Raw genomic sequence first — 19,957 nt, forward strand, 5'->3', positions numbered from 1 at the left:
GATTGCCAAGAGCGCGCGGCGTCACCACGGCGGCTGAGAGGCAGAGCGCCTTCCACCGCCCTCCTCGGGAAGAGGCGTGGAAGGAGCTCCCATCGCCGCGTCGCGCTCAGTCCTGGTAGCTCTCGGCCTTCGACGCCATCACCAGGTTGAGCGGCGACGACCCCAGGAGGTCGCGCTCGATGGTGTCGCAGATGCGCGTGAGGGGCAGGTCGTTCGGCTCGTGGCCGAACGGGTCGTCGAGCTCCCCGCCGAGCGCCTCGATCATCAGGACGGGATACGCCACCATCATCGTCACGACGGGCGTCAGCGCCCCGAGCGCCTCGACGAGGGCGAGGGGCAGCGTGGCCAGGTAGAGCGCCACGCCCCGCTGTAGCAGCAGGATGTAGCCGAGCGGCGTGGGGGTCTTGAGGATGCGCTCACAGCCTCCCAGGCAGTTGACGAGGACGCTCAGCTGCTCCTCGGCGCACACAGCCATGTTGCGCTCGAGGCTCCCGGCCCGGACGAAGGCCGCGAGGCGCTCGGAGATCTGCTGCGCTGCGCGGAGCGGCGGGTGAGCGTGCTCCGCGAGGGCCTCGATCTGCTCCGCCGGGAGCAGCCGGTCGATCTCCGGGCGCTCGGCCTGCCCGCGCAGCGAGCGCCGCGCGGCGTGGACGAACACCACCACCCAGACGGCGACCTCGCGCGCCGCGCCCGGGTCGACCGCGGCGTGCGCGTTCACGATGCGCGTGATGTTGCGGCTCGAGTTCACGATCGAGCCCCAGAGGGTGCGACCCTCCCAGAAGCGGTTGTAGGCCGTGTTCGTGCGGAACGCGAGGATGAGCGCGATCACCGCGCCGGCGACCTCGTGAATGCCGATCGAGAGCGACACGCGGGGGATGAGCCCGTGCGCCAGCCAGAGCGCCGCGGCGATGACCCCGAAGGCCAGCACGCGTCGCATCACGCCCGGCGACAAGGAGCCCCGCGGCGAGACAAGCATCGGCAGCCAAGCGCGCCTGGTGTAGGGGATCATCGGGACGACCCTCGTTGCGATGCCCTCCCGGAGCACCGGAAGGAGCCATGGACATGAAGAGGCCTCAGCCCCTCATCGAACGTACCAATCCTCGCGCCGCAACGCCGCCGGGAGCGCGCCGGCCGGCGAGCGTGGCGAGCAGGGCGCCCGACCGGCGCGTCCACGCCGGCGCCGCGCAAATCAGGCGATCGGCCTCCGGTGGCGCCTGGCGCGGACGCGCTGGACGCGGGACACTCCGCGTCCGTCCAGGCAGAGCTGACCACGGTGGTCCTGTGCGCCTGGGTCGCCTGGAGCCGTCGATTGAAGTTCGTGTCCCCCATCGTCCTGTTCTGGGCGGCCTCCGTCCTGGCCTGGCTCGTCGTCGTGGCAGCGGCGAGGCGTCGCCGGGGCGGGCTCTACGCGCGGTTCGTCGGCGTGCTGCTCGGCATCCACACGTTGATCTCGTGCGCGCTCTTCCGCCACGTCGGCCCGCTCGCGCCGGGGTTCGCGTACCTCCAGGGCGCTGTGTACCTGCACTTCCTCCTGCTCTCGCGCCCCCGGATGCGGCCGCTCGCCTACCGCGTGCTCGTGAGCATCCCCGCGTCCTACTTCGTGGCGGCGATCTTCCTGTCATTCCCGTGGGCCATCGCGAGCGGGTTCGGGGCCACGCCGTACGGCCTCTGGGTGCCCTTCGCCCTCGCCGTCGTCGGTATCCTCCAGTCGCTCACCGCCCGCCGGGAGGAGATCGAGCTCGTCGTCGACCGCGCCCCCGTCGACGGGCTGCGCCGCCACCCGCTCCCGCGCGAGGGGGCGCCCGGCGCGCGCCGGCCCCTCCGCATCGTCCAGATCACCGATCCGCACCTCGGTCCGTTCATGTCGGTCGCTCGGCTCCGCGGCATCTGCGAGCGCGCCGTGGAGCGCGATCCCGATCTCGTCGTGCTCACCGGCGATTACCTGACCATGGAGTCGCAGGACACCGCGGATCACCTCGCCGAGGCCCTGTCCCCGCTCCGCGCCCTGGAGGGGCGTGTGTTCGCGTGCCACGGCAACCATGATCACGAGTCGCCCCGCCACGTCGCGACCGCGCTCGCGCGCGCGGGGGTGCGCCTGCTCGTGGACGACGCGGCGCTCGTCGAGACCGCCGCCGGGCCGGTCCAGGTCCTCGGGATGGACTTCCATTACCGCGATCGCGCGGAGCGCATGGCGGCGGTCTGCGCCCGTCACCCGCGCATGAAGGGCGCGCTCCGGCTCGTCCTGCTCCACGATCCGGGCGCGTTCCGCCACCTTGGCGAGGGGGAGGGCGATCTCGTGCTCTCGGGCCACACCCACGGCGGGCAGCTCGGCCTTGTCAGCCTCGGAGGCTCCTGGACCGCCCTCCAGCTCTTCGTGAAGATGCCCGATCATGGCCTGTGGGCCCGCGGCCCCGATCGGCTCTACGTCCATCGCGGGACAGGACACTACGGCTTTCCCCTCCGGCTCGGCGTGCCGGCGGAGGAGAGCGTGCTCAAGGTCCACCTCGCCGGCGACGGCGTCTGACGGGCCGGGCGCCGTCGCCTTCCCGCAGCAGTGCTAGACCGAGCGCGCTTCCCCTGCGGGAGCAGCGGTCTCCTCGACCACCGGCATCAGAGGCAAGTCCACGATGAACACCGCGCCCCGACCCTCGCCGGCGCTCTCGGCGTGAACCTCTCCGCCGTGCATCCTCGCCAGATCCTGCACGATCGAGAGCCCCAGCCCAAGTCCGCTGTGCCAGCGGGTGGTCGAGCTGTTTGCCCGGCGAAATTTGTCGAACACGTGGGGAAGAAAATCTGCGCTTATCCCCTCGCCGGTGTCGCTGATGCGGAGCTGGGTCTTTGCTCCCATCTCCTCCAGCGACACAGCCACGCGCCCGCCAGCGGGCGTGAATTTGACGGCGTTGCTCAGCAGATTGCGCACGATCTGCTCCAGGCGACCGCGATCGCCCCAGACCCGGCCGGTCGCTGAGCGGAGCGAAAGCGAAATGCAGACGTCCTTCGCTTCCGAGGCTGGAGTTACAGAGTCGACGACCGCCTGGATGACCTCGGCCATGCTGACCGGCTGCCGCTTCAGGTCCACCTGGCCGCAGAGGATGGCGGAGACGTCGAGCAGGGTCTCGACGAGCTCCAGCTCGGCCATGCCGTTGCGCTCGATGACCTCGAGGCCGCGCTGCACCCTGGCCGCGTCCGACTTGTCCGCGCGGAGAAGAATATGCGCCCAGCCGAGGATAGAAGTCAGCGGCGTTCGCAGCTCATGGCCGAGCGTGCAGAGGAACTCGTCCTTCATCCGGTCGGCGGCCTCGGCCTTGGAACGCGCCGCCTGCTCGCTGGCCAGCAGCCTCTCCCGCTCTTCCTCCGCCCGCTTGCGTTCGGTGATGTCCGTGGAGATAGCGCACACAGCGTAGGGCTTGCCTTCCGCGTCGAACAGGGGGCACTTGACCGAGATATAGGTGTGCATCCCGTCGCCCTGCGGCACCACCTCCTCGGTCTCCAGGGGCTCCTGGGCCTCCAGCACCCGCCTGTCGAACGAGCGGAATGTCTCCGCCTGCTCCCGAGGGAAGAGATCGTGGTCGGTCATGCCGATGATCGACGCGCTCGACGCGCTCGACTCCAGCGTCGCGTGGAACAGCTGCCTGAACCGGCGGTTGCTCAGCAGGTATCGGCCCTGCAGGTCCTTGACGTAGACCATGGCCGCCGAATTGTCGATGATCGCCTGCAGCATGCCCTGGCTTTCGCGCAATGTCTCCTCGGCCCGCTTGCGCTCGCCGTTCTCTTGTTTCAGGAGATCATTGGCCGCGGCGAGCTCGGCCGTGCGCTCCGCCACTCTCCGCTCCAGCTTATCGTGGGCGCAGCGCAGCGCGGCCTGCAATCGCTCGCGCTCCTCGATCTCCCGCCGCAGCTGCACGTTCTGCGCCTCGAGCTCCGCGCGCATCGTATACAATTCCAGGTGTGTCTTGACTCGCACCAGAACCTCGTCGAGCTCCAGAGGCTTGACGACGTAATCGACGCCGCCGGCTTCGAACCCGGCCACCTTGTGGGCCGTCTCTCCCAGGGCGGTCATGAAGATCACCGGAATGCCCTTGGTGCTTTCAGACGCTTTCAGGCGCCGGCACGTCTCGAAGCCGTCCATTCCCGGCATTAATACGTCGAGCAGTATCAAATCGGGAAAGAGGAGCTCGGCCCGCTCCAGCGCATCTTCACCATCTTGAGCGACAGCGACCCGAAAGCCGCGCTCTTCGAGCTGAGCGGCTGTCACGGCCATGCTTTCGGGCACATCGTCGACCATCAGGATGGTATACGACGGGACACCAGGCTCTGAGGTTCTGTTCATCGGAGACGATGGCAACGTAGCGCCTGCGTGAACCGGTCGCGACAACCTTCTAACACGTCCCCTCACTAAAATTTTTCGCCTGGGCGCGCCCGCCATTGCCGTCTTTCGGGCTGCGCGGTCGGGGGAGCTGCCGTGATGCCGTATCGGAGCTGCGCCTGGAGCAGACCGCGGAGCCGCTTGATCTGGAAGCTCCGCGCCACCGCGCGCACCTGCCCGCTCCACGCTCCGAGCTGCGCGTCGGCTTCCTCGAGCCGATCGAGCTCGTTCAGCACCTGGGAGACGAGCCCTCTGTCGGCCAGCTCGACGAGCCGCGCCAGCGCCTGGGCCCGTGGGGCGGGGAGCGTGCAGAGCTCCGCGTCGGTCATCGAGGGCATGGTCACGGCGGCGCCCTGCCCCGCTCGGCGCTGCCACTCGAGCTGGAGCGTGCCTCGGAGCAGCTCCAGGAACGCGCCGGCCTGCACCGGCTTGGGCAGAAAGTCGTCGCATCCCGCGCTCAGGCTCTCGTGCCGCTCGACCTCCGAGGTGCTGGCGGACGAGGCGATGATCGCGGTCCGGGCGAGCTCCGGCCTTTGCCGCAAGCGCCGTGTCGCCTCGTACCCGTCCATGCCCGGCATGGCCAGGTCCATCACGATGACGTCCGGCGTCCGGTCGAGGGCCAGCGCGAGCGCGCGCTCGCCGCCGTCGGCCTCCAGCAGCTCGAAGCCGAGCGGCTCCAGCAAGTCGCGCAGCAGCGCGCGGTTCTCGGCGTCGTCGTCCACCACGAGGATCGTGCGGCGCTCGCCCTCGTACCCGATGATCGCCTCCCACGACAGCCCCGCGCTCCCCTGGGGTGCGGTCGCCTCGAGCAGCCGGAGCGTCCCGGTGAAGATTGTGCCTCGGCCGAGCTGGCTATCGACCTCGATGCTGCCGCCCAGCCGCTCGATGAGCTTCTTCGTGATCGCCAGCCCCAGCCCAGTGCCCTCGGCGTGCCGCTTGTCGTCGCCGACCTGCTCGAAGGCCTCGAAGATGCGCCCGAGGTGCTCGGGGGCGATGCCGGGGCCGGTGTCCTTGATCTGGAAGCGCACCGTGCGCCATCGGTCCTCCGGCGGCTCCTGCACCTCGACGCGCAACGTCACCCCGCCCTGCTCGGTGAACTTGATGGCATTGCCCAGCAGGTTGAGCAGCACCTGCATCAGGCGCTTCTCGTCGGCGCGCACCCCGAGCCGCTCGGGGCCGACACGCTCGTAAGCGAACGAGATACCCTTCTCCACGGCGCGCACCCGGCAGAGGTTGGCCACGGTCCGGAGGAGCGTGGGCAGGTCGACCGCGGTCGGGCGCACGTCCATCTTGCCGGCCTCGATCTTGGCCAGATCGAGCACGTCATTGATGAGCCCGAGCAGGTGCGTGCCGGCGGTGTGGATGATGCGGGCCGCGTCCGCGGCTTTGGCGGGCAGGTCGGGCAGCCGGCCGAGCAGCTGCGCATAGCCGAGGATGCTGTTGAGCGGCGTGCGCAGCTCGTGGCTCATGCTGGAGACGAAATCGCTCTTGGCGCGGTTGGCGTTGTCGGCCGCCTCCTTGGCGGCCACGAGCTCGGCGGTGCGCTGGGCCACCTCGCCTGCGAGCCGCTCGCTGTAGGCGGACAGCTCGGTGTAGAACGTGGCGTTCTCCACGGCCGTCGCCGCCAGCGCGCCGAGGAGCGTGACCAGCTCGACGCGCGCTTCGGGGAAGGCGTCCTCCACGCTCGGGTGCTCGAGGTACATCACCCCGGAGAGGCGCCCCTGGTGCACCAGCGGCACGGCCAGCACGGAGCCGGGGCGGTGGGCGAGCAGGTAAGGGTCCTCGTCGAAGCGGCTGTCGGCCGTGGCCTGCCCGAGCACCACCGGCTCCTGGCCGCGCGCGACGTACTGCACCAATGTGGCCGGCAGGCGCGTCGACCCGGCGACCGGCTCGCTCAGCGAAAGCTCCAGTTGCTGCGGGTTGGCGGAGAGCTGAGCGGCGATGACGAGCTCGCCGCCTTGCATGAGGGCGAGCACCGCGCGCTCGGCGCCGGAGTACTCGGCCAACAGGCGGAGCATGCGGCCGACGAGCGAGCCGAGGTTTCGGTCGCCGGAGAGCGCCTGGGCGGCGCGCAGCGCGGAGGCGATGTCCAGGTATGCGTTGAGCGTGCGGTCGGTGATGGTCGTGCTCGTGGACGACAAGGACGCCCCGTCCTGCGGCTCGGCCGGCGCGCCGGCCGGAAGGGCGGGGCGGCCCGAGGCCGCGATGCAGTCCGGGTAGCGCTGGACGAGCTGCGCGGCGGCCGCGCACGCCCCCCAGCGCAGGTAGGCGTCGTGCGCGGCCGAGAGATAGGCGCGGGCCAACGCGCGGTGCCCACGGGCCAGGCGGTGCTCACCGGCGAGGCGCAGGCCGAGCGCCTCCGCGTTGATCAGGCCGTGGTCGCGGGCCTGCTCGATGGCTCGGTCGTATAGCCGGCCGGCCTCCTCGTGCTCTTCGCGGGCGCGGGCGAGGCCCGCCTCCATGAGCAGGCGCATGGCCTCGAAGGTCTCGGGGCAGCTCTGGGCCCAGAGGGCGAGGCGCGCGCCGTGGAAGGCCAGCCGGTCCGAAAGGAGCGCGCGGTGCTCGGCGGCAGCGGTGGGGAGGGCATGCGCTCCGGCCACGCAGAGCGTGAAGGTGAAGGCGAGGAGAGGGGTACCGCCCCACGATGCCTGCCAGGCCGGCTCGACGGCTAGGACCTCCTCGGCCGCCTGCGCGTCCGCACCGAGATGGAGCCCAGTCCAACCCGCCATCGTGCCGGCCAAGAAAATATTGGGTTTCACGTCTCGCGCGAGCCGCGCGCTCTCGTCGAGCGTTGGCTCGACGGCGTGCACGGCCGGAGCCTGTGAAAGCGCGGCGACCACGCGGGCACCGATGTTCCGAAACTCCGTGGCCACCAGGTCGCGGTAGGCCATGCAGTCGAGGTCGCGCGCGATACGATCGAGGTCGGCCCCGGCGATCAGCTGGAACGTCACCCCTTGGACCTCGTTGAAGGCCGCTAAGACCAGGTCGCGCTCCTCGGCGGTGGCGCGCGCCGCGCGCGCGAACAGCTCCCCCATCTTCGAAGGCGGCGTCCAGTACTCGGAGGCCAGTGCGCCGGCGTGGAGCGCGAAGCCACGCGAGACGTCGTACTGATCGAGGAGCGCCAGCATGGCCTCGTTCAGCCGGCGCCCCAAAGGCACCTTCCCCAGGGCGTACGAAAGGAGCAAGGCCGTGCCCGCACCCCCTCCGAACGAGCTCTTCGTCAGCCCGTGCCGCAGCGTCTCCAGCACGAGCATCGGCCGGCAGCACCAGCTCAGCGAGGGCATCCCGAAGATGGCGCAGGTCCCCAGCACCTCCAGGATCCTGCATCGCAGCGCGTGGGCGCGGTCGGTGCTCGTCGGCAGCGCCTTCCAGTCCGAGAGGGTCATGCGTTCCACGTCGGGTTCGATCTCGGCGATGAGCGCGCCGAGCAGCGCCTGATGCTCCTCCGGGGTCCTCGGCAGCGGGCGTCCGAGCCACGAAAGGGCCGTGAGGCCAAGCTCGATGCCCTGCGCGAAGCGGCCGGCGACCTGGAGATAGCTGATAAAGATGCTGACCACGCGCGCGCGCTCGAGCGGGTCCGGCGCTCGCTCGAGGCAAAGCAGAAAGAGCCGCTCCCCCTCGTCGACCTGCGCCGCGAGCCAGAACGCCTCTGCCATGACCAGGTGCACCTCGAAGGTCGTCTCCGGGGCCTCGATCCACCCCTGCTCGCCCAGCAGCGACGCGGCCGTCCCGAGGAACGCCACAGCCTGCGCGTCGGCCGCGCTGGCCTTGGCCCGCTGCCCCGCGCGCAGGTTCTGCTCGGCGAGATCGCGCCTTTCCTCGGCCTCGGTCAGCCGCTCTGCGGCCCGGTTGCGGTGGTAGAGCGTCGCGAACAGCTCCCCATCGGCGCACGCGAAACCATACCTTGCCCGCAGCGCTCGGCCGATCCCCAGGTGCAGCGACAGCCGCTCCTCTGCCGAGAGCGCCTCGTAGGCGGCCTGCTGCACCCGGTCGTGCACGAAGGCATACCCCTTGTGCTCCCGCTCGCCCTCGTGCACCACAAGCCCCTCGCGCGCCGCCTGCGCCAGCAGGGCGCTGACCGTCTCCGCCTCCTGCCCCAAAAGGTGCGCGAGCAGCTCCCCGTCGAACCGGTCGCCGACGCACGCCGCCGTCTGCAGCGCGCGCTGCAGCTCGGGCGACAGCCGCTCTAGCCTGCGGGTCAGCAGCGAGACGACGTTGTCGGTGATCCCCGCCCGCTCGATCGCCTCTCGCTGCCATTGCCACCGCCCCGTCTCCGCGTCGCGCGAAAGCAGCTTCCGCTCGTGCAAGAGCTGCAGGAACTGCCCGACGAAGAACGGGCTGCCGTCGGTCTTGTCCTTGATCAGCCGCGACAGCTCCTCCACCTCGGCCTCGGGCCGATCGAGCATGTCCGCCACCATCGCGCCGACCGATTCCGCGCCCAATGGCGATAGCGCGATCCGCCCGGTCACGGCGCCCGGGGCCGCGGGCGCCGAAAGCAGCGCGCTGAGCGGGGGCTCTGGGCCCACCGCCTCGTCCCGGTAAGCCCCCACCACCAGCAAGTGCTGGCCCGCAGGCTCCGCCATCAGCTCGCCCAGCAATGCCAGCGACGCCGGATCCGCCCACTGCAGGTCATCGATGAACAGCAGCAGCGGGTGCTCGGCGGTGGCCAACGTCCGTACGAAGCGCAGCACCGTCGTCTGGAAGCGGAGCTTGGCCGCCATCGGCCCCAGCTCGACCAGCGGCTTCGGTTCGCCCAGGATGTGCACCAGCTCGGGCATGAGCTCGACGAGGATCCGGCCGTTCGGCCCCGCTGCTTCTTGAAAGGCCAGCCTCCAGCGCTCGAGCACCTCGGCCGGATCCGCCAGCCGCCGCCGCACCACCGACCGCAGCGCCTGCGCCAGCGCCGCGTACGGCGTGCTGCGCTGTAGCTGGTCGAACTTGCCGGAGGCGAAGATGCCCCGCCGCGCGCGCACCTCGCCCTGCAGCGCCTGCACCAGCGCCGACTTGCCCACGCCCGACGGCCCCGCCACCAGCGAAAGCACCGTCGCGCCGCCGCACGCCTCATCGAACAGCGCCGCGAGCGCAGCGCTCTCGCGCTCCCGACCGAACAGGCGCGAAGGCGCTCGGACCCGATCCTCCCAGTCGCGTTTCGCCAGCGGAAACGGCGCCACCGTCCCCGTCTCGACCCACGCCCGCGCCGCCCGCTCCAGATCCCAGGCCGCGCCGCTGGCGGTCTGGTAGCGGTGCTCGGGGCTCTTGGCCATCAGCTTGAGCACGATCGCGCTCACGGCCTCGGGGATGCTCCGCTCCGGCGCCCGCTCGTGCGGCGGCACGGGCGCCCGGGCGATGTGCGCGTGGATCAGCTCCAGCGGGTCGGTCGCCTCGAAGGGCAGCGCGCCGGTCAGCATCTGGTAGAGCGTGGCGCCCAGCGCATACAGGTCGGCCCGGGCGTCCGGCGCTCGGTTCATTCGGCCCGTCTGCTCGGGCGCCATGTACGCCAGCGTTCCGGAGACCGCCTCCGGCGACCTCTGCGCAGCGAGCTGGGGAGTCCAAAAGGTCGCGAGCCCGAAGTCGATCAGGCAGGCGCGCGTCCGCTCGGCGTCGACCAGGATGTTGTGCGGCTTGATATCGCGGTGGAGGATGCCTCGCCGGTGCACCTCGCCCAGGCTGCGCGCGAGCGCGGCGCAGAGGCGCAGCGTGACCCCGACGGGCAGTGGGCCCTGGTCGAGCACGCGGGCGAGCGAGGGGCCTTCCCAGTGCTCCAGCACGAGCACCGGCTTGCGGTCGAGCTCTTCGAGGCCCAAGGCCCGGATGACCCCGGGGACCTCGAGCGCGCGCAGCACGGCGTGCTCGTGCTTGAGCTGCTCCCGCGCGCGCGGGCTCGGCGGCTCGCCATGCGGCAGCTCGAGCACCACCTTGCCGCCGGTCTTGGCGTGGGTGGCTCGCGCGATGCATATGTCCGCTCCGGAGTGCAGGACCTCGCCGAGAACGTACTCCATAGGGGATATTTCTCGCTCATGAGCTGACGAGCGTCATGCCCCATCGTGTACGAGCTCGGTCGTGCCATCTCTAAACGCTCGTTGGGCTCGCCCGCACAGCAGTCAGGGGAGCTGCCGTGACACGCTCGCGACCTGTGCCCGGAGCAGGGCGCGGAGCCGCTTGATCTGGAAGCTCCGCGCCACCGCGCGCACCTGCTCGATCCACGCTCCGAGCCGCGGATCGGCCTCTTCGAGCCGACCGAGCTCGTTCAGCACCCCGGAGACGTGCCCTTGGTCGGCCAGACCGAGGAGCCGCGAAAGCTCCTCTGCCGATGGGGGGGTGAGCAGGCCGATCTCCGCATCGGTCATGGGGGGAGGGGTCACGGCCGCGCCCGGCCCTGCTTGGCGCTTCCACTCGAGCTGGAGCGTCGCTCGGAGCAGCTCCAAGAGTGCGCCGGCCTGCACCGGCTTGGGCAGAAAGTCGTCGCATCCGGCGCTGAGGCTCGTTTGCCGCTCGGCCTCCGAGATGCTGGCGGACGAGGCGATGATCGCGACTCGGGCGAGCTCGGGCCGTTGCCGCAAGCGCCGTGTCGCCTCGCAGCCGTCCATGCCCGGCATGGCCAGTTCGCTCGACGGCCAGCGCGAGCGCCCGCTCGCCGCTGTCGGCCTCCAGCAGCTCGAAGCCCAGCGGCTCTAGCAAGTCGCGCAAGAGCGCGCGGTTCTCGGCCTTGTCGTCCACCACGAGGATCGTGCGGCGCTCGCCCTCGTACCCGATGATCGCCTCCCACGACAGCCCCGCGCTGGCCTTGGCCGCGGCCACCTCGAGCAGCCGGAGCGTCACCGTGAAGACCGAGCCGTGGCCGAGCTGGCTTTTGACCTCGATGCTGCCGCCCATCCGCTCGACGAGCCTCTTCGTGATCGCCAGCCCGAGGCCCGTGCCCTCGGCGTGCCGCCTTTCGTCACCGACCTGCTCGAAGGCCTCGAAGATGCGCCCCAGGTGCTCGGGGGCGATCCCGGGGCCGGTGTCCTCGACCTGGAAGCGCACCGTGCGCCCTCGCTCTTCCGGCGGCTCCAGCACCTCGACGTGCAACGTCACCACGCCCTGCTCGGTGAACTTAATGGCGTTGCCCAGCAGGTTGAGCAGCACCTGCATGAGGCGTTTCTCGTCGGCGCGCACCACCAGCCGCTCGGGGCCGACACGCTCGTAAGCGAACGAGAGACCCTTCTCCACGGCGCGCACCCGGCAGAGGTTGGCCACGGTCCGGAGGAGCGTGGGCAGGTCGACCGGGGTCGGGTGCAGGTCCATCTTGCCGGCCTCGATCTTGGCCAGATCGAGCACGTCGTTGATGAGCCCGAGCAGGTGCGTGCCGGCGGTGTGGATGATGCGGGCCGAGTCGGCGGCCTTGGCGGGCAGATCGGTCATCCGGCCGAGCAGCTGGGCATAGCCGAGGATGCTGTTGAGCGGGGTGCGCAGCTCGTGGCTCATGCTGGAGACGAAATCGCTCTTGGCGCGGTTGGCGTTGTCGGCCGCCTCCTTGGCGGCCTCAAGCTCGCCGGTGCGCTGCGCCACCTCGCGCTCCAGCCGCTCGTTGTACGCGGACAGCTCGGTGTAGAACGTGGCGTTCTCCACGGCCGTGGCCGCCAGCGCGCCGAGGAGCGTCACCAGCTCGACGCGGGCTTGGGGGAAGGCGTCCTCCACGCTCGGGTGCTCCAGGTACATCACCCCGGAGAGGCGCCCCTGGTGCACAAGCGGCACGGCGAGCACCGAGCCGGGCCGGTGGGCGAGCAGGTAGGGGTCCTCGTCGAAGCGGCTGTCGCACGCCGCCTGCCCGAGCACCACCGGCTCCTTGCTGCGCGCGACGTACTGCACCAGCGTCGCCGGCAGCCGCGTCGAGCCGGCGACGGGCTCGTTGAGCGCCAGCTTGACCTGCCGGGGATTGACGGTGAGCAGCGCGGCGATGACGAGCTCGCCGCCCTGCATGAGGGCGAGCACGGCGCGCTCAGCGCCGGAGTACTCGGCGAGCAGGCGGAGCATGCGGCCGACGAGCGAGCCGAGGTTTCGGTCGCCGGAGAGCGCCTGCGCGGCGCGCAGCGCGGAGGCGATGTCCAGGTACGCGTGGAGCGTGCGGTCGGTGATGATCGTGCTCGTCGGCGCGGACGCCCCCTCCGGGGGCTCGTCCGCCGCGAGCGCCGGGCGGCCCGGAGCCGCGATGCTGTCCGGGTAGCGCCGGGCGAGCCGCGCGGCCGCCGCGCGCGCCCCCCAGCGCAGGTAGGCGTCGTGCGCGGCCGAGAGATAGGCGCGGGCCAGGGCGCGGTGCCCGCGGGCGAGGCGGTGCTCGCCGGCCAAGCGCAAGCCGAGCGCCTCCGTGCTGACCAGATCCTGGTCGCGGGCGTGCTCGATGGCCTGGTCGTACAGCCGCCCGGCCTCCTCGTGCTCTTCCCGGGCGCGAGCGCGGCCCGCCTCCATCAGCAGGCGCGCGGCCTCGAAGCTCTCGGGGCAGCCCTGGGCCCAGAGGGCGAGGCGCGCGCCGTGAAAGGCCAGCCGATCCTCGAGCAGCGCGCGCCGCTCGGCGGTGGCGGTGGGGAGGGCGTGCGCTCCGGCGACGCAGAGCGCGAACGTTAGGGCGATGAGCATGGGCGTGCCCCACGAGACCTGCCACTCCGGCTCGACGGCGAGGACCGCCTCGACCGCCCACGCGTCAGCGCCGAAATGGACCCCGGTCCACCCCGCCATGGCCATCGTGGCGGTCAGGAGCGCCATCGCCTTCGCGTCCCGCGCGGGTCGCGCGATCTCCGCGAGCGTCCGCTCGACGGCGCGCGCGGCCTGGGCCTGCGAGAGCGCGGCGACCGAGCGGGCGATGATGTTCCGGAAGTCCATGGCCATCGGGTCGCGGTAGGCCATGCGGTCGAGGTCGCGCGCGACGCGATCGAGGTCATCTCCGGCGATCAGCTGGAACATCGCCCCCTGGATCTCGCTGAACGCCTCGGCGACGAGGTCGCGCTCCTCGGCGGCGGTGCGCGCCGCGCGCGCGTACAGCTCCCTCATCTTCGGAGGCGGCGTCCAGTACATGGCGGCCACCGTGGCGTTGAAGCGCGCGGTGGCGCGCGCGACGTCGTGCCGATCGATGAGCGCCAGCATGGGCTCGTTCAGCTGGCGCGCCAGAGGCAGCTTCCCCAGGAGGTAGGCCAGGAGCAAGGCCGTGCACACGCAGCCCGCGAACGAGCTCCTCGTCAGCCCGTACCGCAGCGTCTCCAGCACGATCATCGGCCAGCAGCAGCGGCTCAGCGAGGACATCCAGAAGGCGGCGCAGGGCCCCAGCACCTCCAGGAGCCTGCACCGCAGCGCGTGGGCGCGGTCGGCGCTCATCGGCAGCGCCTCCCAGTCCTCGACGGTCATGCGATGCAGGGCGGGCTCGATCTCGGTGATGAGCGCGTCGAACAGCGCCTGCTGCTCCTCCGGGGTCCTCGGCAGCGGCCGCCCGAGCCACGCCATCGCCGAGAGGCCGAGCTCGATGGCCTGCGCGAAGCGGCCGGTGACATGAAGAAACACGATCAAGACGCTGGCCACGCGCGCGCGCTCGAGCGGGTCCCGCGATCGCTCCAGGCAGCGCTGAAAGAGCCGCTCCGCTTCGTCGATCTGCTCCGCGAGCCAGAGGGCCTCGGCCATGACCAGGTGCACCTCGAAGGTCGTCTCCGGGGCCTCGGTCCACCCCTCCTCGCCCAGCAGCGACGCCGCCTTCCCGAGGAACGCCGCGGCTTGGGCGTAGGCCGCGCTGGCCTTGGCTCGCTGCCCCGCGCGCAGGTTCTGCTCCGAAAGATCGCGCTTTTCCTGGGCGTCCGTCAGCCGCTCGGCGGCCCGGTTGCGGTGGTAGAGCGTCGCGAACAGCTCCCCATCGGCGCACGCGACGCCGTGCCGAGCCCGCAGCGCTCGGCCGATCCACAGGTGCAGCGACAGCCGCTGCTCTGCCGTGAGCGCCTCGTAGGCGGCCTGCTGGACCCGGTCGTGCACGAAGGCGTAGGCCTCGCGCCCCCGCTCGGCCTCGTGCACCAAGAGCCCCTCGCGCGCCGCCTCCGCCAAAAGGGCGCTGACCGTCTCCACCTCTTGCCCCGAAAGGTGCGCCAAGAGCTCGGCGTCGAACCGATTGCCGACGCACGCCGCCGTCTGCAGCGCCCGCTGCAGCTCGGGCGACAGCAGCTCTAGCCTGCGGGTCAGCAGCGCGACGACGTTGTCCGTGATCCCCGCCCGCTCGATCGCCTCTCGCTGCCATCGCCACCGCCCCGTCTCCGCGTCGCGCGAAAGCACCTTCCGCTCGTGCAAGAGCTGCAGAGACTGCCCGACGAAGAACGGGCTGCCCTCCGTCTTGTCCTTGACCAGCCGCGAGAGCTCCTCCACCTCGGCCACGGGCCGATCGAGCATGTCCGCCACCATCGCCGCGACCGCCTCCGCGCCGAGCGGCGAAAGCACGATCCGTCCGGTCACGGCGCCCGGGGCCGCGGGGGCCGAGAGCAGCGCGTTCAACGGGTGCTCCGGGCTCACCGCCTCGTCCCGGTAAGCCCCCACCACGAGCAGGTGCTGGCCCGCAGGCTCCTTCAGCAGCCCGCCCAGGAGCGCCAGCGACGCCGCATCCGCCCACTGAAGGTCATCGATGAACAGCACCAGGGGGTGCTCGGCCGTGGCCAGCGTCCGCACGAAGCGCAGCACCGTCGTCTGGAAGCGGAGCTTGGCCTCCATCGGCCCGAGCTCGACCAGCGGCTTCGGCTCGCCCAGGATGTGCGCCAGCTCGGGCATGAGCTCGACGAGGATCTGCCCGTTCGGCCCCGCGGCTTCCTGAAAGGCCTGCCTCCAGCGCTCCAGCACCTCGGCCGGGTCCGCCAGCCGCCGCCGCACCACCGACCGCAGCGCCATCGCCAGCGCCGCGTGCGGCGTGCTGCGCTGCAGCTGGTCGAACTTGCCGGCGGCGAAGATCCCCCGCCGCGCGCGCACCTGGCCCTGCAGCGCCTGCACCAGCGCCGACTTGCCCACGCCCGACGGCCCTGCCACCAGCGCCAGGACCGTCGCGCCGCCGCACGCCTGGTCGAACAGCGCCGCGAGCGCGGCGCCCTCGCGCTCCCGGCCGAACAGGCGCGAGGGCGCTCGGACCCGATCGTCCCAGTCGCGCCTCGCCAGCGGAAACGGCGCCACGGTTCCCGTCTCGACCCAGGCCCGCGCCGCCCGCTCCAGATCCCAGGCCGCGCCGCTCGCCGTCTGGTAGCGGTCCTCGGGGCTCTTGGCCAGCAGCTTGAGCACGATCGCGCTCACGGCCTCGGGGATGTTTCGCTCGGGCGCGCGCTCGTGCGGGGGCACGGGCGTCTGGGCGATGTGCGCGTGGATCAGCTCCAGCGTGTCGGTCGCGTCGAAGGGCAGCGCGCCGGTCAGCAGCTGGTAGAGCGTGGCGCCCAGCGCATACAGGTCCGCCCGGGCGTCCGGCGCTCGGTTCATCCGGCCCGTCTGCTCGGGCGCCATGTACGCAAGCGTTCCGGAGACCGCCTCCGGCGATCTCTGCGCGGCGAGCCGGGGCGCGCAACGGGTCGCGAGCCCGACGTCGATCAAGCAGGCGCGCGTCCGCTCGGCGTCGACCAGGACGTTGTGCGGCTTGATGTCGCGGTGGAGGACGCCGCGCCGGTGCACCTCGCCCAGGCTGCTCGCAAGCGCGGCGCCCAGGCGCAGCGCGCCCCCCACCGGCAGCGGGCCCTGGTCGAGCACGCGCGCCAGCGAGGTATCGCCCCAGGGCTCCAGCACGAGGACAGGCTTCGCGAGCGCGCGCGGACTCGGCGGCTCGCCGCAGAGAGCGTTCTGCATCGCTGGTGCGCAGCTCTTGGACTCGGCCGCTCGAGCGACGCACGTATCCGTCTGCAGGACCTCCCCCGTAACGTGGTCCATGTTTCATTCTCGACGATACGATGGCGCTTGTCACTCGTTATCGTGAATGAGCTCGATCGCACGCGCTGGTTTCTATGGTGCCTCGCGTTGCATTCTCGCCTCCAGCACGCAGCGAGGGATCACGCGGCGTCGTCGAGAGGCTCTATCCGCGTGGCGTCACGGAGCTCCTGGAGGCGCTCGTCGGGCGGCAGCACCGGCCCGACCGCGGCCAGCTTGCCGGCCGCGAAGGCCGTCCCGAGGCGCCGCCGCTGGCACGACGAGGCCCGGCAGGTTGATGTCGGTGCCCCTCGGGCCCTCCGGGCCCAGGCGGTCGACCACCTTGATGTCGACCCGGCTCGCGCCGGGCAGGCGCAGGCAGCGGTCCTCGATGCCGCGCTCGCGGAACAGCGCCTCGAAGGGCGCCGCGTCGTCGCTGCCGAGGAAGCCCGTCGCCGTGACCCGCCCGGCGCGCCCGGAGCGCTCGGCCAGAAACGCGGCGACGTGGATGCCCTTGCCGCCCGCCGTGAAGGTCTGGGCAGCGACGCGGTTCACCGCGCCGGCCGCGAAGCCCGGGCACTCCCGCGTCTGGTCCACGGCCGCGTCGAGCGTCACCGTCACCAGACCGTCGCGACTCGATGTCACCGCGCTCCCGCTCCGAGCCACAGCGCTCCCGCTCCGGGGCGGGAGCGCTCGCCGGCGTGCGCCCCGAGAGGGCTCAGGCCGTCTCGAGGAACTTGCGCACCTGGGACTCGATCGCGCTGCCGGGCACGATGAAGGGCTTGTCCGTGATGTCCACGGAGAAGCTCTGAGCCGAGACGGCATACGTCCCCTTCACGGTCCCCGCCGGCGTCGGCACCGAGAAGTCGCCCTTGCCCTCGTTGCCCGTGAACTTGCCGCCGGCCTTCTCGATCGCCGCCTTGGCCTTCGCGACGATGTCTTGAGAGGAACCGCTGAAGGGGACTGAGAAGCTGTGCTTTGCCATGTCGTCTCCTGGGGTGCTCGGTCGCCATCCTGGTACGGCGCGAGGTGCGGCGGAGGTTAGTGCGGCCTCGCCACGGGTACCAGCGCGAACTTGCCGGGCCTCCCGCGCGCCGCAGATCGCGCGGAATCGCCGCGCGCCGCAGCGCCGCGCGGGATGGCGGGTGATGGCAGGGCTGCGCATCGCTGGCTGGCGAACGTTGACGGGACGGCCGCCGCGACGCCTCGAACCCGCGCGTCCGTAAGGATTGCGCTTGACAAGACGGACAGAATCGCCGCTTTCTATGCGCCGATTGCTCCCAGTCGTGAACCGAGGACTTATGAAGGACCTTTTTCTCAAGCAGTCGATCCTCCGCCGAGCGGGGCGGGTGTCTGCGCTCGCGCTCGCGCTCGGGCTGAGCGCTGGATGCGTTGTCACGCAGGGCCCCGGAGCGGGGGCCGCCCCTCCCGCCGGCGCGAGCCCCGGCGCGGGCGCCGACGCGAGCGCCTCGGGGGGCTCCGAGCCCGCGCGGACCAACCTGCTCAAGGCATCCGACTTCGACGACAACAAGAGCCTGCCCTGGAACACCTCGTTCACCGCGCCTGGCGCGGGCAGCGCCGAGGTGAAGAAGGGGGCCTATTGCGTCACGGTGACGAACAAGGGGTCAAACAACTGGGATGCCCAGTTCCGCCACCGGGAGATGGTGATCCAGAAGGGGCACAGCTACACCATCCAGTACAAGGCGTGGGCGTCCTCGCCCACGAAGGCGCGCCCGAAGGTCGGGATGTCGGGGCCGCCTTACGAGGAGTACTGGTCGGACACCGTGATCCTCGGGACCGAGCCCAAGACCTTCTCCGGCAAGTTCACGATGGGGAAGGCCGATGACGCCACGGCGGAGCTCGCGTTCCACATCGGCGGCGCCATGGCGTCGGCCAAGGAGCCGTTCGAGGTCTGCATCGACGACATCCGCCTGGACGACCCGCAGTTCAAGGCCGCCGCGCCCGTGACCGAGGCGGGGGCGCCGAAGGTCGCCGTGAACCAGGTCGGGTATCTGCCAGGCGCCATCAAGATCGCCAGCGTGAACAGCGCGGCGACAGCGCCGGTCGCGTGGGAGCTGCTCGACGCCTCCGGCAAGCCGGTCGCCCACGGCCAGACCAAGGTCTTCGGAAAGGACGGCGCCTCCGGCGATCACGTCCACCTCGTCGACTTCACGGCCGTCAAGGCGCCGGGCCAGGGCTACGTGCTCAAGGTGGGGGAGGAGAAGAGCTACCCGTTCGACATCGGAACGGGCCTTTACCAGAAGCTCAAGTACGACGCGCTCGCGTATTTCTACCACAACCGGAGCGGCATCGAGATCAAGATGCCGTTCGCCGGCAAGCCCGAGCTGGCGCGCCCGGCGGGGCACCTCCACGACAAGAGCACGCGCTGCCTGAAGGACAGCGGCTGCGACTATGCGCTCGACGCGTCCCGCGGCTGGTACGACGCCGGCGACCACGGCAAGTACGTGGTCAACGGCGGCATCTCGGTGTGGACGCTGCTCAACTGGTACGAGCGCACGAAGAACCTCGGCACCTCGAGCGCCGACTTCGCGGACGGCAAGCTCAACATCCCCGAGGGCAAGAACGGCGTGCCCGACATCCTCGACGAGGCGCGCTGGGAGCTCGAGTTCCTGATGGGCATGCAGGTGCCGGAAGGCAAGCCGCTCGCCGGCATGGTCCACCACAAGATGCATGACGAGTCGTGGACGGGCCTCGGCCTCGCGCCGCACGAGGACAAGCAGGCGCGCTTCCTCCACAAGCCGAGCACCGCGGCGACGCTCAACGTCGCGGCCACGGGGGCGCAGTGCGCGCGCATCTGGAAGACGGTGGACGCGGCGTTCTCGGCGAAGTGCCTGAAGGCCGCCGAGCGCGCCTGGGCGGCGGCGAAGCAGAACCCGGCCCTCTACGCGCCGCCCGGCGGCGACAAGGGCGGCGGGCCCTACGACGACACCGACGTCAAGGACGAGTTCTACTGGGCGGCGGCGGAGCTCTTCGTCACGACGGGGAAGCCGGAGTACAAGAAGTTCCTTCAGGACTCGCCGCTCAACGCGCGGTTCCCGACGGAGGTCGAAGGGGGCGCGGCGTCGATGAACTGGCGGGTCACCGACGGGCTCGGCCAGATCTCGATGGCGATCGTGCCCGGCCACGTGGACGCGGCGTGGCAGAAGGAGATCCGCGGTCGCATCGCGAAGGCGGCCGACCAGTACCTCGCCATCGCCGACAAGGAGGGGTACCGGACGCTCATCGCTCGGACGCATGAAGGCAAGTACGACTGGGGCTCGAACTCGGGCCTGCTGAACAACATGCTCGTTGTGGCGCTCGCCCACGACTTCACCAAGCAGCCGAAGTACCTCGACGGCGTGGTGCTGGGCATGGACTACATCCTCGGGCGCAACCCGCTCGGGCAGTCGTACGTGACCGGCTACGGCGACAAGCCGCTCGAGAACCCGCACCACCGGTTCTGGGCGCACCAGGCGAACAGCAAGTACCCGAAGGCGCCGCCCGGCGCCGTCTCCGGCGGGCCGAACTCCTCGCTCCAGGATCCTTATGCCCAGAGCGCCGGCCTCAAGGGGTGCGTCCCGCAGCGGTGCTTCGTGGACAACATCGAGGCCTGGAGCCTGAACGAGATCACGATCAACTGGAACGCGCCGTTCGCGTGGGTGACCGGCTTCCTCGACGAGAAGGCGAAGCCGTAGCCGCGCTGGCCGAAGGCGGGGT

General features: G+C 71.0%; 8 protein-coding genes and 1 pseudogene. 2 read left to right on the top strand and 7 right to left on the bottom strand.

The genetic code is table 11. The annotated features are described in order from the left end of the window. Window positions 1–106: 106 nt before the first annotated feature. Complete coding sequence (locus WMF19_RS12895; protein WP_437899361.1) at window positions 107–1,009, bottom strand: bestrophin family protein; 903 nt, start codon at window positions 1,007–1,009, stop codon at window positions 107–109. A gap of 198 nt (window positions 1,010–1,207) precedes the next feature. On the opposite strand from WMF19_RS12895, the gene WMF19_RS12900 reads away from it, so the two are divergent. Further along, a complete protein-coding gene (locus WMF19_RS12900) occupies window positions 1,208–2,524 on the top strand; it encodes a metallophosphoesterase (protein WP_437899362.1) in 1,317 nt (438 codons plus the stop codon). A gap of 33 nt (window positions 2,525–2,557) precedes the next feature. On the opposite strand, the gene WMF19_RS12905 is transcribed toward WMF19_RS12900, so the two are convergent. The 6 genes and pseudogenes from WMF19_RS12905 to WMF19_RS12930 form a co-directional block, all read right to left on the bottom strand. Continuing rightward, window positions 2,558–4,285 (bottom strand): ATP-binding protein, encoded by a 1,728-nt coding sequence (locus WMF19_RS12905; protein WP_437899363.1) that lies wholly within the window; start codon window positions 4,283–4,285, stop codon window positions 2,558–2,560. A gap of 110 nt (window positions 4,286–4,395) precedes the next feature. After that, a complete protein-coding gene (locus tag WMF19_RS12910; RefSeq protein WP_437899364.1) occupies window positions 4,396–10,365 on the bottom strand; it encodes an AAA family ATPase in 5,970 nt (1,989 codons plus the stop codon). Window positions 10,366–10,467: 102 nt separating this feature from the next. Next, entirely contained in the window at window positions 10,468–10,962 is a 495-nt protein-coding gene (locus WMF19_RS12915) for a response regulator (protein ID WP_437901623.1), read from the bottom strand. A 220-nt stretch (window positions 10,963–11,182) separates the two neighbouring features. Beyond that, window positions 11,183–16,264 (bottom strand): annotated as a pseudogene (locus WMF19_RS12920) (AAA family ATPase); the annotation flags it as partial. A 156-nt stretch (window positions 16,265–16,420) separates the two neighbouring features. Next, on the bottom strand, window positions 16,421–16,885 hold the full coding sequence (locus WMF19_RS12925; RefSeq protein WP_437899365.1) for a PfkB family carbohydrate kinase: 465 nt from the start codon (window positions 16,883–16,885) through the stop codon (window positions 16,421–16,423). Between the two features lie 73 nt (window positions 16,886–16,958). Continuing rightward, window positions 16,959–17,225, bottom strand: a complete 267-nt coding sequence (locus tag WMF19_RS12930; protein ID WP_272103018.1) for a hypothetical protein — start codon at window positions 17,223–17,225, stop codon at window positions 16,959–16,961. 316 nt (window positions 17,226–17,541) lie between these two features. Here WMF19_RS12930 and WMF19_RS12935 point away from each other — a divergent pair, with 316 nt between their 5' ends. Beyond that, the gene (locus tag WMF19_RS12935) at window positions 17,542–19,935 is read left to right on the top strand and encodes a glycoside hydrolase family 9 protein (RefSeq protein ID WP_437899366.1); all 2,394 of its coding nucleotides are present in this window, start codon (window positions 17,542–17,544) and stop codon (window positions 19,933–19,935) included. The last annotated feature ends 22 nt before the right edge of the window (window positions 19,936–19,957 follow it).

The organism is Sorangium sp. So ce124 (assembly GCF_051525235.1).
GTDB classification, from domain to species: domain Bacteria; phylum Myxococcota_A; class Polyangia; order Polyangiales; family Polyangiaceae; genus Sorangium; species Sorangium atrum.

Coding starts and splice junctions, on each gene's coding strand:
- WMF19_RS12935 (WP_437899366.1), top strand. CDS start 17,542: ATGAAGGACCTTTTTCTCAAGCAGTCGATCCTCCGCCGAGCGGGGCGG.
- WMF19_RS12895 (WP_437899361.1), bottom strand. CDS start 1,009: ATGATCCCCTACACCAGGCGCGCTTGGCTGCCGATGCTTGTCTCGCCG.
- WMF19_RS12915 (WP_437901623.1), bottom strand. CDS start 10,962: ATGCCGGGCATGGACGGCTGCGAGGCGACACGGCGCTTGCGGCAACGG.
- WMF19_RS12910 (WP_437899364.1), bottom strand. CDS start 10,365: ATGGAGTACGTTCTCGGCGAGGTCCTGCACTCCGGAGCGGACATATGC.
- WMF19_RS12905 (WP_437899363.1), bottom strand. CDS start 4,285: ATGGTCGACGATGTGCCCGAAAGCATGGCCGTGACAGCCGCTCAGCTC.
- WMF19_RS12930 (WP_272103018.1), bottom strand. CDS start 17,225: ATGGCAAAGCACAGCTTCTCAGTCCCCTTCAGCGGTTCCTCTCAAGAC.